The sequence below is a fragment of the Halomonas sp. TD01 genome, assembly GCF_923868895.1.
GTDB lineage: Bacteria > Pseudomonadota > Gammaproteobacteria > Pseudomonadales > Halomonadaceae > Vreelandella.
Window position 1 is genome coordinate 3,468,397 of sequence record NZ_OV350343.1, and the last position, 17,003, is coordinate 3,485,399.

At 51.1% G+C, this 17,003-nt stretch carries 14 protein-coding genes; 2 read left to right on the forward strand and 12 right to left on the reverse strand.

Features of this window, described 5'->3' with window-relative positions:
* The 7 genes from L1X57_RS15720 to L1X57_RS15750 form a co-directional block, all read right to left on the reverse strand.
* Positions 1-1,200: a thiamine pyrophosphate-dependent dehydrogenase E1 component subunit alpha gene (locus tag L1X57_RS15720; RefSeq protein WP_009724313.1), complete on the reverse strand. Its 1,200-nt coding sequence runs from the start codon at positions 1,198-1,200 to the stop codon at positions 1-3.
* 164 nt (positions 1,201-1,364) lie between these two features.
* Positions 1,365-2,108: an ABC transporter permease gene (locus L1X57_RS15725; RefSeq protein WP_039869673.1), complete on the reverse strand. Its 744-nt coding sequence runs from the start codon at positions 2,106-2,108 to the stop codon at positions 1,365-1,367.
* Between the two features lie 22 nt (positions 2,109-2,130).
* Positions 2,131-3,096, reverse strand: coding sequence for an ABC transporter ATP-binding protein (locus tag L1X57_RS15730; RefSeq protein ID WP_009724311.1), 966 nt, complete (start codon positions 3,094-3,096; stop codon positions 2,131-2,133).
* Positions 3,093-4,286 carry an ABC transporter permease gene (locus tag L1X57_RS15735; protein WP_039869585.1) on the reverse strand — a complete coding sequence of 398 codons (1,194 nt, stop codon included), beginning with the start codon at positions 4,284-4,286 and terminating at the stop codon, positions 3,093-3,095. Before L1X57_RS15735 ends, L1X57_RS15730 begins: the two co-directional genes overlap by 4 nt.
* Before the next feature lie 3 nt (positions 4,287-4,289).
* The gene (osmF, locus tag L1X57_RS15740; RefSeq protein ID WP_009724309.1) at positions 4,290-5,198 is read right to left on the reverse strand and encodes a glycine betaine ABC transporter substrate-binding protein OsmF; all 909 of its coding nucleotides are present in this window, start codon (positions 5,196-5,198) and stop codon (positions 4,290-4,292) included.
* Between the two features lie 150 nt (positions 5,199-5,348).
* A complete protein-coding gene (cysS, locus tag L1X57_RS15745; RefSeq protein ID WP_009724308.1) occupies positions 5,349-6,740 on the reverse strand; it encodes a cysteine--tRNA ligase in 1,392 nt (463 codons plus the stop codon).
* 11 nt (positions 6,741-6,751) lie between these two features.
* On the reverse strand, positions 6,752-8,431 hold the full coding sequence (locus L1X57_RS15750) for a glutamine--tRNA ligase/YqeY domain fusion protein (RefSeq protein ID WP_009724307.1): 1,680 nt from the start codon (positions 8,429-8,431) through the stop codon (positions 6,752-6,754).
* 156 nt (positions 8,432-8,587) lie between these two features.
* Here L1X57_RS15750 and L1X57_RS15755 point away from each other — a divergent pair, with 156 nt between their 5' ends.
* Complete coding sequence (locus L1X57_RS15755; RefSeq protein ID WP_009724305.1) at positions 8,588-9,088, forward strand: peptidylprolyl isomerase; 501 nt, start codon at positions 8,588-8,590, stop codon at positions 9,086-9,088.
* A gap of 13 nt (positions 9,089-9,101) precedes the next feature.
* Positions 9,102-9,872, forward strand: coding sequence for a UDP-2,3-diacylglucosamine diphosphatase (locus tag L1X57_RS15760; protein WP_009724304.1), 771 nt, complete (start codon positions 9,102-9,104; stop codon positions 9,870-9,872).
* A 92-nt stretch (positions 9,873-9,964) separates the two neighbouring features.
* Here the strand turns inward: L1X57_RS15760 and L1X57_RS15765 are convergent, their stop codons facing one another.
* The 5 genes from L1X57_RS15765 to clpP form a co-directional block, all read right to left on the reverse strand.
* On the reverse strand, positions 9,965-11,782 hold the full coding sequence (locus tag L1X57_RS15765) for a SurA N-terminal domain-containing protein (RefSeq protein ID WP_009724303.1): 1,818 nt from the start codon (positions 11,780-11,782) through the stop codon (positions 9,965-9,967).
* A gap of 112 nt (positions 11,783-11,894) precedes the next feature.
* Positions 11,895-12,167 carry an HU family DNA-binding protein gene (locus L1X57_RS15770; protein WP_009724302.1) on the reverse strand — a complete coding sequence of 91 codons (273 nt, stop codon included), beginning with the start codon at positions 12,165-12,167 and terminating at the stop codon, positions 11,895-11,897.
* Between the two features lie 194 nt (positions 12,168-12,361).
* Positions 12,362-14,791, reverse strand: coding sequence for an endopeptidase La (gene lon, locus L1X57_RS15775; protein WP_009724301.1), 2,430 nt, complete (start codon positions 14,789-14,791; stop codon positions 12,362-12,364).
* Between the two features lie 198 nt (positions 14,792-14,989).
* Positions 14,990-16,270 carry an ATP-dependent Clp protease ATP-binding subunit ClpX gene (gene clpX, locus L1X57_RS15780; protein WP_009724300.1) on the reverse strand — a complete coding sequence of 427 codons (1,281 nt, stop codon included), beginning with the start codon at positions 16,268-16,270 and terminating at the stop codon, positions 14,990-14,992.
* Positions 16,271-16,344: 74 nt separating this feature from the next.
* On the reverse strand, positions 16,345-16,962 hold the full coding sequence (gene clpP / locus L1X57_RS15785) for an ATP-dependent Clp endopeptidase proteolytic subunit ClpP (protein ID WP_009724299.1): 618 nt from the start codon (positions 16,960-16,962) through the stop codon (positions 16,345-16,347).
* Between the last annotated feature and the right edge of the window lie 41 nt (positions 16,963-17,003).

Consider the following 17,003-nt stretch of genomic DNA (forward strand, 5'->3'; position numbering starts at 1 on the left):
TTATGCCTCCCCGGAATCTGTGGACGTATTCACCTCAAGGTCTAGCGACCGCGCACCACGCGGGTAAGCCTCTGGATAACGGCGAATATGGCGCTTAAGCTGATCAAATTGACGCTGTAACTCAGGGGTTATATCGGCATAAACATCGGTAATCAGTGAATCCAAGGAGGGGGACGAACGCTTTTCTGCCCGCTTCATGGTATCCAGTACTTCGCGACGCAGCGTTTCCTGCTGGCTAGCTTCCTCTTCCTCGCTCCACCAGCCTTTTTTAACCAGCCATTTCTGCATGCGCAATATGGGGTCTTTTAACCGCCACGCTTCTTCCTCGCTTTTAGCACGATAGCCGGAAGGGTCATCAGAAGAGGAGTGAGCAGCAAGACGATAAGACATTGCTTCAATCAGCACAGGCTTGTTTTGTTCAACAGCAATTTGGCGAGCTTGGCGTGTCGCTTCATAAACCGCCAGTGCATCGTTCCCATCAACACGTATCACATGCATGTGATAGCCGAATGCCCTGGGGGCAATGCCATCGGCGGCAAACTGTTCGGTTGATGGCGTCGAAATGGCATAGCCATTGTTACGGCAGAAAAAAATCACCGGTACCTGATGAACTGATGCCATGTTCAGCGCGGCGTGGAAATCACCTTCGGAGGCGGCACCTTCACCAAAAAACGTTAAGGTACAGTGCCCTTCGCCTGCTAATTTCTGACCGTAAGCGTAGCCAGTCGCCTGAGGAATCTGCGTTGCAAGCGGAGAAGATATGGTCATATAGTGCAGTTTGCGCGAGCCGTAATGAATCGGCATTTGACGGCCTTTGCCGTAGTCCAGCTCGTTGCCGAACAGCTGATTCATAAACTCATCAATGGAGAATCCGCGATACATTAATGCGCCTTGCTCACGGTATTGCGCCATGATCATATCGGTATCGTCTAGCGCAGCAGCTGCACCAACAACGGCCGCTTCTTCACCCGTGCTTTGCATATAAAAGCTAAGCCGCCCCTGGCGTTGGGCAGCCATCATACGTTCATCTAAGATACGAGTGGCCAGCATGGCTTGATAAAGCCGTCGGGCATGATCACGAGGTAGGTCTGGCTCTTTAGCACCTTCATAAAGCTCGCCCTCTGGGTCGAGCAAGCTAAAGGTAGCCATTGAGAATTCGTCGCCGGTCATAAAGAGCGGCTGATGTGCATACTTTGTCATGTTTATTATCCTTGTATTACCCCTTTTGAGGGCAGTGTTGTTGGTGTTGACCATTTTTGCCAGTGGATTTATCTAGCATAGGTCAAGCTCGTCGAGGTTAAGTGCCACCTCGATCAACGCAACACAAGGACAGTAACGCAGTCCGCTACTTTTAGGGATACAACTTAAGACGCAGAGAGACGAGTGCGCAGTTGCTGCTGCAACGCATCAAACAGACTATCAACGGTCAACGCGAGTAACCCGATCAGTAACGCGCCTTGTAACACATAAGCCATATTGCCATTGACGATACCGGCGATGATCGGATCGCCTAAGTTGCTGGCACCGACAGTTGCCCCTAAGGCCGCTGTCGCAATATTAATGGTGACCGATGTGCGGATACCGGCCAGAATCACCGGTGTGGCTAGTGGAAGTTCAACGCGAGTCAACACCTGCCAGGAGGTCATGCCCATGGCAAGTGCCGACTGTTTAAGGCTGGCATCGACATCTTGTAGTCCGGCTAGCGTGTTCCGAACAATCGGCAATAAGCCATAGAGCATTAGCGCCACGATAATGGGCAACGTTCCAAAACCCAATACAGGAACCGCTAGCGCAAGCACAGCCACAGGCGGAAATGTCTGACCAAGCGAGGCTAACTGCCCAGCAAGGGGTAAAAAGTCTCGCCCCCACTGCCGAGTTACCGCGATGCCAGCCAATACGCCCACCGCTATCGTGACGACAGCCGCTATTCCAACAACGAATACGTGCCTAGCCAGCAGTGAAACAAAATCAGCGCGGGAGTAAATAACCTGACGGGCGTCAGGCTCTAACCAGCGAAATCCAGGTTCTAACGCTGGCATACCCACTACGCCTATCAACAATAATAGTGCCCAACCAACAGGCCAAAACCACCGAGGGCCTGCTGCCATCGGTAAATCATCTGAGACACGATCACGCTTCACGGTGACCCACCTTGTCTAGCTGGGCTTCTTTTACCACTTTACGCAACGATAACTCACCAATCGGCATATCTTGCTGGTCGACAACCGTCAGCCTGTCGCAGTGGTCACGCAGCATCATTGAAAGCGCTTGGCGCAGTGAAAAATCACCCGGAATACGCGAAGGGGCAGGCAGTGACTGTCCAAGCGATGACATATGATCTTTCACGCGTGTTAATGCTGCCTGTTTTAGGCCACGTTCCAGCCCACCCAGTAGCGACTCTACAAACGGGTCGGCTGGGTTTCGAAGCAGCGCCAGCGGTGCCCCTTGCTGAACAATACGTCCTTCGCGCATAACGACTAAATGATCGGCCAGTTTAAGCGCTTCATCCATATCGTGAGTCACGAACACCACGGTTTTATGCAGCTGCGCCTGAAGTTTTGCCAATTCGTCTTGAAGCTTTTCTCGGGTAATCGGATCTAGCGCCCCAAAAGGCTCGTCCATCAGCAAAATATCAGGGTCTGCCGCTAATGCTCGGGCAACGCCAACCCGCTGCGCTTGGCCACCAGAGAGCTGATGCGGATACTTATGGGCAAACTCTTCCGTAGGGAGGCCTAACAAACGCATCAGTTCTTCGACACGTGCTTTAACATCAGCGGCAGACCATTTTAATAAACGCGGCACCAGCCCAATGTTGCGTGCTACGGTCCAGTGGGGAAACAGGCCAGTGCTTTGAATCGCATAGCCAATACGACGGCGCAGTTTAACCGGGTCATAGTGCCCTATTGCCTGTCCGTCGATGACAATGTCGCCGCTACTATGCTCAATCAAACGATTAATCATACGTAGCGTCGTCGATTTTCCGCAGCCGGATGATCCTACCAGCGCACAGAACTTTCCTTTCGCGACGTGTAAGGAGATGTCGTCAACCGCTGTGTCCTCTCCAAAGTGCTTTGACACATGGGAAAGCTCTATCATTCATGTCCTCCGGGGCGTAGCGCGTCGGCTAATGCCCCCAAACTAGCATCTACAATAAGTGCCAAGACCAAAATAGGCAGCGTGCCAAGTAGCACCATGTCCATGGCCGCTTGGCCCAATCCCTGAAAAATAAACGTGCCTAGCCCACCTGCCCCAATTAACGCGGCAACTGCTGTTAATCCAATGGCTTGTACAGCCGTAATCCGCACACCTTCTAACAGTATCGGCAGCGCCAAAGGAAACCTTACCTGCCAAAAACGCTGGCGCGGACGCATGCCCATCGCCTTAGCCGCTTCTAAGGTATTTGAGTCGACTTCATCTAGCGCGATATAGGTATTGCGCACCATCGGCAACAGGCTGTAGGCAATGAGCGCAATCAGCGCGGGGGTGGTTCCAATACCGCTGACACCTAGCTGAGCTAAAAAAGGCACGTTAGCAGCTAACCAGGCAAGCGGAGCTAGCAATAACCCAAACAGGGCTAAGCTCGGAATCGTTTGCAGGAAATTCAGCAATGCAAAAGCTGTTCGTTGCAGCCGTTGGTAACGCCGCATCAGCATAGCGAGAATTAAACCGACCACCACGCTAATACTCACCGCGGTGCTGACCAGCACCACATGCTGCTGCATGGCACGATAAAACTGCTGGTCTCGTGCCTGAAACTCCTGCACAAGAGCTAAGTTATCAAGCCATAGCGCCGCACAAACCAACCACGCGGCCCCCACGCTGCTGAGCAATAACGTGGTCCACAGCCGCGATAACCCCAAGCGTAAACGCAGTTCTACCAAGCACAGCAAAAGCAAAAAAAGCACCACCCAATGGGCAGCTCCAATCCCTAAGCGCGCTTGCGGTAGTGTCGGGTCAATCAGCCAGTGGTCTGCCACCATCAGCCCGAATGGCATCAATAATAGTGTCAGGGTGACAATGCATAGTTGAGCGCAGTAATGAAGGCGGCTTGGTCTGATAGCCAAGCCACCCATGGCGACAAATAGCAAGGAAACAAGTAGCGCTCCGGGCCAGCCTATCGCCGTTACTAAGCCATACGATATACCCGCTACAATTCGGTTAGGCGCAACGCTAACAAGGCCCAGCAGCCAAACAGCGCTTAACATGCAGGCACTTAAACATATCAGTACTGCGTTTAAATGCCCGGACTGTCGAGTTGGCGTTGGCAAAGCGTCTATCAGTGACATTCATTAGTCATCCAGGCTATCAAGATAGTCACTTGCGACTTGATCAGGAGAGAAACCATTCACCGCTACATCAGCGTTCAGAGTTTGCAACGTCACAAGGTCAAGCGTGGTAAATACATCGTTGAGGAGCGTCTCAATCTCGGGGTAGGTCTCTAGTACCTCGGCACGCACTACCGGCGACGGCTGGTATACCGGCTGTACGCCCTTATTATCTTCCAAAACAACGAGACCCAACGCACTTAAGCCGCCATCGGTTCCGTACGTCATGGCACCATTAACGCCGCTCGTCTGCTGTGCAGCGGCGCGCATGGTAGCCGCCGTATTACCGCCTGAAAGCACTAGCAACTGGTCATCGTTGAGTTCGAAACCATAGGCGTCCTGAAACGCAGGCAGTGCCTGAGCGGATTCAACAAACTCTGCACTAGCCGCGAATTTAAACTCGCCACCGTCGTTTAAGTAGTCCGCAAGGTCAACAAGTGTCGTTAAGCCGTTGGCCGTCGCAACATCTTTACGAATACTCATTGCCCAAGTGTTATTGGCGCTAGCAGGCTCAAGCCACACCAGCCCCTGCGCCACGTCGCGCTCTTTGACAGTCTGGTAAGCATCCTCTGCACTATTCCAGACAGGGCTATCGGTCATATCAAAGAAGAAAGCGCCGTTACCTGTGTATTCCGGATAAAGGTCGATTTCTCCCGCTTCAAGCGCACTGCGCACAACGCTGGTGCCACCCAGCTGTAAGCGATCTTCCGTAGGCACGCCGCCACGTTCTAGCGTTTGAATAATCAGCTCACCCAGCACGGCCCCTTCGGTGTCGATTTTAGATGACACGACCACTGGGGCGCTGGCGTAAGCAGTTGAAAAAGTAATGGCTGATAAACAAGCGACGATGGTCGATTTTATAGTAAAGCGCATAGTAGTCATCCTATTAGTTAGCATCTTGAAGGTATCATCTCAGTATAAGAGCCAACCACGTAAACGTCAGACGCCATATCAACGGCGCCTGACGTCCACAACGCTTCTATTCGATGCCCCCATCGTGTTCACGCTTAACATTGATAACGCTTAGGGCGCTTCAATCACCCACGTTGTCCCTTCACGAGAATCTTTCAGGATAATACCCATGCTCGCTAATTCATCTCGAATAGCATCCGCCTGAGCAAAATCTTTATTCGCTTTTGCTTCCTTACGCTGCGCTATTTTGGCTTCAATCTCAGCCTCACTCAGCGCTACCTGCTGCTGATTACCTTTCAAAAAGGTCTGAGGATTTTGCTGCAGAAGCCCTAACACACCCGCTAGACGTGTTAATTCCGATGCTAAATGCTGCGCTTTTTCTGATGACTCGCTCTTAGCGCGATTAAGATCCCGCGCCAGATCGAATAACACCGCTAACGCCTCAGGCGAATTAAAGTCGTCATCCATCGCCGTGGTGAAACGCTCGGCATAGCCTGTCTCATCACCGCCACCGCCAGACAACACTTCCACCCCCTCTAACGCTGTATAAAAACGTGTCAGCGATTTGCGAGCCTCATGGAGAGAATCCACCGAGTAGTTAATTGGGCTGCGGTAGTGGCTAGCCACTAGCAAGAAACGCACGACTTCCGGATCATGCTCAGCCAACACATCACGGATAGTAAAAAAGTTACCCAGCGATTTTGACATCTTTTCCTGGTTAACCCGTACAGCCCCGGCATGCATCCAGGTGTTGACGTAGGTTTTGCCCGTCGCTGCCTCTGATTGGGCAATTTCGTTTTCATGATGAGGGAACGTAAGATCAGGGCCTCCACCATGAATATCGAAGGTATCGCCTAAGCAGCACGTCGACATTGCTGAACACTCAATATGCCATCCTGGGCGGCCATTGCCCCAAGGAGAATGCCAGTGTGCTTCGCCCGGTTTAGCGGCTTTCCAAAGCACAAAATCGAGCGGGTCTTCTTTATGAACGTCAACCTCAACCCGGGCACCAGAACGCATATCATCAAGTTGACGATTATTTAGCTTTCCATAGTCGGCGAATTTACGTACTCGGTAGTACACATCACCATTGGCAGCGGCGTAGGCAAAGTCTTTCTCAATCAGCGTCTGAATCATGGCAACGATATCACCGATATGTCCTGTCGCCCGTGGTTCATGGCTTGGCGGCAACACACTCAGACGAGCTTCGTCTTCATGCATCGCCTGGATCATACGCTCAGTTAGTGCGCTAATCGATTCGCCATTCTCTTCTGCACGCTTGAGAATTTTATCGTCAATGTCGGTGATGTTACGCACATAAGTAACGTCGTAGCCACGATAACGTAGGTAGCGGGTTATCACATCAAAGGCCACCATGACCCGCGCGTGGCCAAGGTGACAGTAGTCATACACCGTCATGCCGCAGACATACATGCTAACTTTACCCGCCACCAGCGGGGTAAACGGTTCTTTGCGACGTGTCAGCGTATTATAAATGTGCATATGACGATTCCTTAGCCCTTCTGTTTGATTTTCGCCCAGCTATCTTTCAACCCAACGGTACGATTAAACACTAGTTGTCCTGGCTTAGACGCATGACGGTCAGCGCAGAAGTAACCTACCCGCTCAAACTGGAAGCGATCTTCTGGGACAGCATCCGCTAAACTGGGCTCGCCAATGGCATAGCACACCGCCAAAGAGTCCGGGTTCAGGTGCTCGAGAAAGTCGACATCTTTGTCACGATCTGGCTGCTCAACCGTGAACAAATTGTCATACAAGCGTACTTCCATCGGTACACCATGGGCAGCACTCACCCAATGAATTACGCCTTTTACCTTGCGGCCTTCAGGATTTTTACCCAGGGTATCGAAATCCACTGAACAATGCAGTTCCGTCACGTCACCAGCTTCGTTCTTAATAACGTCATCACAACGAATCACATAGCTATTACGCAGACGGACTTCTTTGCCAGGCGCTAAACGGAAAAACTTTTTGGGCGCGTCTTCCATGAAGTCGTCTTGGTCGATATACAGCTCGCGACTAAACGGCACCTTACGTACAGCCATGTCGTCACGCGCAGGGTGCCCAGGCACGTCATACACTTCTTCATGATCTTCAGGAACGTTCGTCAGTACCACCTTAAGCGGTTTCAATACGCACATTGCTCGCGGCGCATTGTCCTCAAGATCAGAGCGAATTGCATGCGTTAGCATGGCAATATCCACTAAGCCGCCATCGGCGCGAGTAACACCAATCATCTCACAGAATTTGCGAATGGATGCCGGCGTATAGCCGCGGCGGCGCATACCAGAAATGGTTGGCATACGCGGATCGTCCCAGCCATCGACAATCTGCTCGTCAACTAGCAGCTTTAGCTTGCGCTTCGAGGTCAGCGTGTAGTCCAGGTTAAGTCGAGCAAACTCGATTTGGCGCGGTTTAGCGGGAACCGGCAAGTTATTCAAAAACCACTCGTAAAGCGGGCGGTGGTCTTCAAACTCCAGCGTACAAATTGAATGGGTAATGCCTTCAATGGCATCAGACTGGCCATGGGTAAAATCGTACGACGGGTAGATTTTCCACTTGTCGCCTGTTTGATGGTGGCTGGCATGGCGAATCCGGTAAAGGATCGGGTCACGAAGATTGATATTGGGCGATGCCATATCAATTTTAGCCCGAAGCACTTTTTCACCTTCGCCAAACTCGCCGTTTTTCATCCGCTCAAGCAGGTTGAGGTTCTCGTCAACGCTGCGCTCACGGTATGGACTAGGCTTGCCTGGCGCTGTGAGTGTGCCACGATATTCACGAATTTCATCCGGTGAAAGGTCATCAACGTAGGCTTTGTCTTCACGAATTAAATGCTGTGCCCACGCATAAAGCTGGTCGAAATAATCAGAAGCAAAGCGAACTGGACCTGCCCAGTTAAAGCCTAACCAGCTGACATCCTCTTTGATAGCGTCAATATACGCTTGCTCTTCCTTCGCTGGGTTGGTGTCGTCAAAGCGCAGATGACACTCACCACCTAGCTGCTCCGCCAACCCGAAGTTCAAACATATCGACTTTGCATGACCGATATGCAAAAAGCCATTGGGCTCGGGAGGAAAGCGCGTCACAATTTTGCTGACCTGGCCGCCCTCTATTTCGTCGCGTACTTGGTTGCGAATAAAGTTCGGCGCTGGGGTGGTCTCGTTGGTCATGGTGGTGTTGATAACCTCATGGTGGATGGCGGGCTAGGCAACGAATGCCTACGCTATTAGGGTTTGCGCTTCGCGGTGCCAAGCAAAACCGCTATTATAACGTGACGCCGATGCACAGCGCCAAGGCGAACGCCTTTATTGAACAGGAATTTATCTATGATCGTATTACAGACCAACCACGGTGACATCACTATTGCGCTTAATCATGAAAAAGCGCCCAAAACTGCCGCCAATTTTGAGCAATATGTCCGCGATGGTTTTTATGATGGCACTTTGTTCCATCGTGTTATCGATGGCTTCATGGTTCAGGGCGGTGGCTTCGATCAAGATTTCAACCAAAAGCCGACGCGTGACCCAATCGAAAACGAAGCCGACAATGGATTACAAAACACTGTTGGCACACTTGCGATGGCGCGCACCCAAGACCCTCACTCTGCCACGGCACAGTTCTTTATCAACGTTGGAAACAATAGCTTCTTGAATCATAGTGGTAAAAGCCTACAAGGCTGGGGTTACGCTGTGTTTGGAGAGGTTATCGAAGGCATGGACGTGGTAGACGCCATCCGTGGTGTAAGCACCACGCGCCGAGGAATGCATGCTGACGTGCCCGCAGACGATGTCATCATTGAGCGCGCTTACGTTAAAGAAGCCGACTAATTTTGGGAGTTCTATGCGCACTCTGCTGATAGCTGATACGCATCTAAGCAGTGATACCCCTGAGATTAATCAGGGGTTTTATCGTTACTTAGAGCGCACCGCTGCAGGGGCTGATGCCCTGTATCTTCTAGGCGACTTATTTGACGCCTGGATTGGGGATGACCTCCTTGATACACCACATCCTCTTAGCGGCATTGCCTGGGAAGTGATCAAACGGTTGCGTAAATTAAGCAGCAACGGAACCTCCATTTACTTCCTGCACGGCAATCGCGACTTTCTGATTGGCGAGCGCTTCATCCATGAGTGCCAAGCCTCTTTGCTACCCGAAAGCCAAACAGTGGAACTCCAGGGCGTGCCAGCCGTTATTCTGCACGGCGACAGCCTTTGCACCAGAGATGATGCATATATGGCGTTCCGCCAACAGTCGAGAGATCCTCAGTGGCAAACGCAGATCTTATCTTTACCCCTTGATCAGCGGCTGGAACTTGCCAAGAGCCTGCGCATGCAGTCAGGCGATGCTAACGCGAATAAAGCGGAAGCAATCATGGACGTGACACCTGAAGAAGTAGTAACGCTGATGGCGCGCTCCGGTGTCACTACCATGATTCATGGTCACACCCACCGGCCTAAGGTACATGATTTGACGGTCGAGGATGTGCCCGCAAAACGATTTGTTCTTGGTGATTGGGATGACAAACATGGCTGGGACATTGTGGTTGAGCGCACGACAGAACATAACACCATGCCTATTCTGCGCCAATTTACCTTAGCTAACCCACCCTAATACCTAACGCTGCGACATCACGAAAAAGCCATCAAAAAAGCCGACCAAATTAACTTGGCCGGCTTTTTCTTGGAGTGATGATGACGCGTTAATTAACGTTCAATTTCCGCATCACTACGCAGGTCGTCTACCAAGCCCTGAATGACAGACTGCGCGCGGAGTTGCTCAGCCATTTGTGCTACAAAAGAGGTAAGCTGTTCGTCAACTTCGCCTACTGACACGCTATCAAGCGCTATGATAGCAACGCTTTCCGGCAGTGACACAGAGCGATAAATGCTAGCGCCCTCCTGCGGACGCGGCATACGAAACACCTCCTGTACAACCGTTTGGGGAAGCACACTTTCAGACTGGCGTGAGATATTGCTAGCTTCAAGCCAATCAATGTCGTTGGCCTCACCAGCTTCCAAAGACGCTATTATACGAGATGCCTCTTGCTTAATCGCCTCCTGGCGTTGTTGAACAACAACCGCACTCGCGACCTCATCACGCACATCGTCTAATGCCAGCTGAGTCGCTTCGCGATGCTCCGCAACACGCAGCACGAGACGCCGATCATCATCAAGCTCGATCACTTCGCTGTTATAGCCTTCCTGTAATACGTCAGCACTAAAGGCCTCATCAAGCACACCTGGCTCTGAAAGTACGCCCTCGCCTTCACCACGTGCTAACCAGTCAGTCTGGTTAAGCGTTAGACCGAGGTCATCCGCTACGCTTTGTAGATCATCGGCAGCAAAACTCTCATCAATTAAGCGCTGCACTTGCTGATTGAACTCATCACTGACGTCACGCAGAGCAACATCTTGCTGAAGTGCCTCGCGCTGCTCCTCAAAGGCGGGTGCTGCAAGCTCAGTTACCTGAAGGATATGAAATGCACCATCCATTTCCACCAGTTGTGATGTCTCACCCTCATTAAGAGCAAAAGCTGCTTCATCAAAGGCTTCACCGAAGAAACCACGACTGATAACTCCTAAGTCACCGCCTTCTTCAGCACTTGCCGTGTCATCTGAGTAACGCAGTGCTGTATCGGCAAACGACTCACCACTGTTCAAGGCTTCTAGGGCCTCGTTAGCGTGTGCTTGCGCTTCTTCGCGGCTGCGCTCGTCGCCAAACGTCACCATGATATGAGAAACACGTCGATCAGCATTGCGATTCTGTTCGCGCCACGCATCGCGCAACTGCTGTTCGTCAACCTCAACGTTTTCCGCCATGGTTTGACGGTCAACTAGCACATATTCAACACGCACCTGCTCAGGGCGCTCGAAACGTTCTTGATTTGCGTCGAAGTAATCCTGCATATGCGTTTCAGTAACATCCACATCAACGCTTACATCGTTAGCATCTAATAAAACATAGCGAAAACTGCGCTGCTGACGCTGTAGCTCAGCTAAACGCTCCTGCTCGCTTTCCAAACTGAAGTCGCTAAAAGCAAGGCCTTGCTGCAAATGCTGACGCTTGATATCAGCCCGTAGCTCTTCCCGAAACGCCACTGGGGTATATCCCGCACCAGCGAGACGATTCCGGAATATCTCAGCTGAAAACCGACCATCTTGATCATGAAATTCTGGTAAACCAACAATCATTTGATCTAGCTGGGCATCGGAGACGAACACACCGCCATCTTCAGCATACTGCGTTAGCAGCTGCTGAGTTATCAGCTGATCAAGCACGTCATTGCGAAGCGCCCGCTCTTGCTCTGGTGGCACTTGCCCAGAGCGAAGTGCACGTTGCACCTCAAGCTCAACCTGCTGTCGCATAATTGGCTCGCCATTAACGCTCGCCACTTCATTCGGGTCATCGCCGAAAACACTAAACAGCGACTCCACGCCAAAAAGCGCCATGGCAGCAACCATAACACCGATAATTATTTTGGCACCCCAGCTTCTGGAGCCATCTCGAATACTTTGCAGCATGCTAGCCTCAGATCATCACAGCTATCTATCGCCCCAACCTAGCGGGCCAGAAAAAAACATGGGCGCATCGCGGATGCGATGCGCCCATTAGCTTACAGCAAACGCGAGCCAATTAGTTGACGGCGTCTTTCAGCGCTTTACCGGCTTTGAAGCTGGGAACTTTTGCAGCGCTAATTTCAATCGGCTGACCCGTCTGCGGGTTACGGCCAGTACGTGCGGCACGCTCTTTAATTGCGAAAGTACCAAAACCTACCAGGGAAACACTTTCGCCTTTTTTGAGGCTATCGGTGACAGACTCCACCATGGCATCCAATGCGCGGGTTGCCGCTGCTTTCGGAATATCAGCAGATGCGGCAATAGCTTCAATCAGCTCGGACTTATTCACACTTCACCCCTTAACTGTTTCAAAAAAATGGCTCTGAACGGCACTGCCACCGTTAGATACAACTTCAAAGCGTAGCTGTGTTTTATAGCAATGCCTTGAAACTCCTGTCAAGCGACAGTGCCGAGAAATGCCCGTAACTCAAGGCCTTGGGCAAAATTATTAAGTAATGTTAAAACTCAGTAGAGCATTAACGCTTAATGGGTACTCGTTACGGCGGTTGAACTAAAAGCCGGATCGGAACCTTTTAACGATACACTCTCGTCAATTGGGTCGCTATGTAGCGCTACGGCCAGAACTTCATCTATCCACTGTACGGGGCGGATATCAAGAGCCCCTTTAATATTTTCTGGCACTTCCTTGAGGTCCCGACGATTTTCCTCAGGAATTAAGACCGTCTTTATACCACCGCGGCGGGCTGCCAGCAATTTCTCCTTTAGCCCCCCAATAGGCATCACTTCGCCACGTAGGTTCACTTCGCCCGTCATGGCCACATCACAACGCACAGGGCGTTGAGTATAAGCAGAGACAATGGCGGTTACCATGGCAATGCCTGCACTGGGGCCATCTTTGGGCGTAGCGCCCTCTGGAACATGGATATGCAAGTCTTCGTTTTCAAACCGCTGCGGATCAATACCATACTCTTTCGCACGCGCCTTAACGACCGTTTGCGCCGCACTCACTGACTCTTTCATAACATCGCCCAGTGAGCCGGTTTTGTTAATACGCCCCTTGCCGGGCGTAACAACAGATTCGATATTCAATAATTCGCCGCCAACCGATGTCCACGCCAGCCCCGTCACGCGGCCGACTTGATCTTCTTGCTCAGCCAACCCGTAGCTATAACGGCGAACACCGGCATAGGCTTCAATATCTTCAGCTGCCAGCACCTGTTGAGCCTGCAGCTTACTTCCCTGCTTGCCACTAGTTGTCTGCTCGGCTTCTAAGCGCTCACGCAGCACCTTACGGCACACTTTAGCTATCTGACGCTCTAGCTCTCGCACCCCGGCTTCACGCGTGTAATAACGCACCAGTTCTAGCAGCGCATCATCGTTGAGGGCCAGCTCTTCTGTTTTGAGGCCATTCGCCTCCTGCTGCTTAGGCAACAAATAGCGTCTCGCGATCGCTAGCTTTTCATCTTCGGTGTAACCCGGCAGACGAATTATTTCCATACGGTCCAACAGCGGACCAGGAATATTCATCGAGTTAGCAGTGCAGATAAATAGCGTTTCAGAAAGATCGTAGTCCAACTCAAGGTAATGATCACTAAAGCTGTTGTTTTGCTCAGGATCAAGCACCTCTAGCAGCGCTGACGCCGGGTCTCCGCGATGATCCATACCGAGCTTATCGACTTCATCCAATAAAAACAGCGGGTTTTTAACGCCAGCACGACTCATCCGCTGCATTAACTTACCCGGCAAGGAGCCGATATAGGTGCGGCGATGACCACGAATTTCAGACTCATCGCGCACGCCACCTAACGCCAAGCGGACATACTTACGATTCGTGGCCCGCGCGATGGATTGACCAAGCGAGGTTTTGCCCACCCCTGGCGGGCCCACCAAGCATAATACGGGCCCTTTCATCTTGCGCACACGCTTTTGTACCGCAAGATACTCAAGAATACGCGCTTTTACTTCTTCTAAGCCGTAATGGTCTTGATCCAGCACTTCCTGAGCTTTCACTAGGTCGTGCTTGACGCGGGTACGCTTCTTCCATGGGACGGCAATTAGCCAGTCTAGATAGGAGCGAACCACGGTAGCCTCGGCTGAGTTAGCAGCCATCATCTTTAGCTTATTAAGCTCTTGCGTAGCTTTTTCAGCGGCTTCTTTAGGCATGCCAGATGAGGCGATGGCTTGCTCGTATTTTTCAGCCTCATTCGGCACATTATCCAGCTCACCCATCTCTTTCTGGATGGCCTTCATCTGCTCATTGAGGTAATACTCGCGCTGGGTCTTTTCCATCTGCTCTTTCACACGCGAGCGGATGCGTTTTTCAACCTGCAACAGATCAATTTCTGACTCGATAAGCGCCATTAAGTGCTCTATACGATCGCGTACGCGATCCATTTCGAGCAACTCTTGCTTATCGCCTATCTTTAATGACAGGTGCGCGCAGATGGTATCGACCAGCCGGCTTGGGTCTTCAATTCCAGAAAGCGAATTGAGTACCTCATTAGGCACTTTTTTAGACAACTTAACGTATTGCTCAAATTGGTTGAGCAGCACACGCACCAGCGCTTCTTGCTCTCGACTGGTTAGCGGCTCACTCTCGCGAGGTACCAAGTAAGCTTGGGTGTAGCCCGCCTCGTGCTCTTCAATATCAATAACGTCAGCGCGAAAATTACCCTCAATCAACACTTTCACAGTGCCATCGGGCAATTTTAGCAGTTGCATGATATCGGCCACGGTGCCCATGGCATAAAGATCAGCGTTATCGGGCTCATCCTGGGAGGCCTCGCGCTGAGCCACCAGCAGCACACGTTTGTCGGCCTCCATCGCCGCTTCCAACGCTTGGATGGACTTCTCACGACCAACAAAAAGTGGAATAACCATTTGCGGGTACACAACCACATCCCGCAAAGGCAACAGGGGTAGACATTGTGTCTGATCGGCGTTCTGCTGCATCGCAGACGTTCCTCAAAATCGGATGAGTACTTGAAAGGGTACTTAGCCAAGTACCTCACAGTATGAAAAGCATGGCGCTAGGCGCTGAGCGGCTAGGCAAACATTTCATGAGTAACTTATGAATAACAAGGGGTCGCCTAGGCGACCCCTTGGTTTGGCGCAAGCGGTAAAAGCTAGGCCGTGTCGTGCACTTAGATACTAGCCATCGGTGCCATCAACACGAGTGTCTTCCTGCTGCGAATAGATCAGCAGTGGCTCGCTTTCGCCAGCAATCACTGAACTATCAATTACCACCTTGCTAACACCTTCAAGCGAAGGAATCTCATACATGGTATCTAGCAGCACAGATTCAAGAATAGACCGCAACCCTCGCGCCCCGGTCTTACGCTCCATGGCCTTGGTTGCGACAGCACGCAGCGCATCATCTCTGAACTCGAGCGTGACATCTTCCATCTCAAAGAGCTTAGCGTACTGCTTAACCAGCGAGTTCTTAGGCTCGGTTAAGATCTGCACCAGCGCATCTTCATTTAGCTCAGTGAGCGTCGCAATAACGGGTAGACGTCCAACAAACTCAGGAATTAAACCAAATTTCACTAAATCGTCTGGCTCTACGTCTGCTAACAATTCACCGACACCACGTGAAGACTCTTTGCTCTTCACACTGGCATTGAAACCAATGCCGCCTTTCTCAGCACGGTCGCGGATAACTTTATCAAGTCCCGCGAAAGCACCACCCACAATAAACAGAATGTTGGCCGTATTAACCTGAACAAATTCTTGCTGGGGATGCTTACGACCACCCTGAGGTGGCACGGATGCTGTTGTGCCTTCAATCAACTTGAGTAGCGCCTGCTGGACGCCCTCACCCGACACATCACGCGTGATGGAAGGGTTGTCAGACTTGCGCGAAATCTTATCGATTTCATCGATATAGACAATGCCTCGCTCAGCCTTCTCGACGTCGTAATCACACTTTTGCAAAAGCTTTTGGATGATGTTCTCAACATCCTCACCCACATAACCTGCTTCTGTCAGCGTGGTGGCATCGGCAATGGTAAAAGGCACATTCAATAGCCGCGCCATGGTTTCCGCCAGCAGTGTTTTACCACTACCCGTAGGACCAATAAGCAGAATATTTGATTTACCTAGTTCTACATCGCCTTCGCGCACTTCCGTCTTAAGACGCTTGTAGTGGTTATAAACCGCTACAGAAAGCACCATTTTGGCGCGATCTTGTCCGATGACATAGTCGTCTAACGTATGACGTATTTCGCGAGGCGTAGGTAAACGCTCTTCATCGCTCTCGGCATCGGCTTCGAGAACTTCTTCGCGAATGATGTCATTACATAAGTCGACACACTCATCGCAGATATATACGGACGGGCCTGCAATTAGCTTACGTACTTCGTTTTGATTTTTACCACAAAACGAGCAGTATAAGAGCTTGCCACCTTCGTCCTTGCCTTTGCCGTCGGCCATTCGCGTACCTCTATCACTGCGGCGGCTTACGCCGCCGGAAAAGCTCGTTAGAAAAGCAGAATCCTATCACGCTATCAGGATGTAGGCCGCTTATCCAGCACTGCGTCAATCAAGCCATATTCTTGGGCTGTAGTGGCGCTCATAAAGTTGTCACGGTCAGTATCCCTAGCAACAGCCTCAAGATCTTGACCAGTGTGGTGAGCCAAAATCTGATTCAGCTTCTCACGAATACCTAAAATCTCACGAGTGTGAATTTCGATATCAGACGCTTGGCCTTGATAGCCACCTAACGGCTGATGAATCATCACACGAGAATTAGGCAAACAATAACGCTTACCCGCTGCGCCGGCCGTCAGCAACAGTGCACCCATGCTGGCTGCTTGACCAATACATACGGTCGAAACATCAGGCTTAATAAACTGCATGGTGTCATAAATAGACATACCTGCCGTAACAGATCCACCAGGCGAGTTAATGTAAAGGTGAATATCTTTATCAGGATTCTCTGACTCAAGAAACAGCAGCTGCGCTACGACTAAATTCGCCATGTAATCTTCAACTGGTCCCACCAGGAAAATAACACGCTCTTTTAGCAGACGTGAGTAGATGTCATAGGCTCTTTCCCCTTTGGCGCTCTGCTCAACCACCATGGGCACTAAACCGCCGGCGTTTTGAATATCAAACTCACTCATTCGTGATTCCTTGCGTCCGGTAAGGGAAAGCGCACCCATCT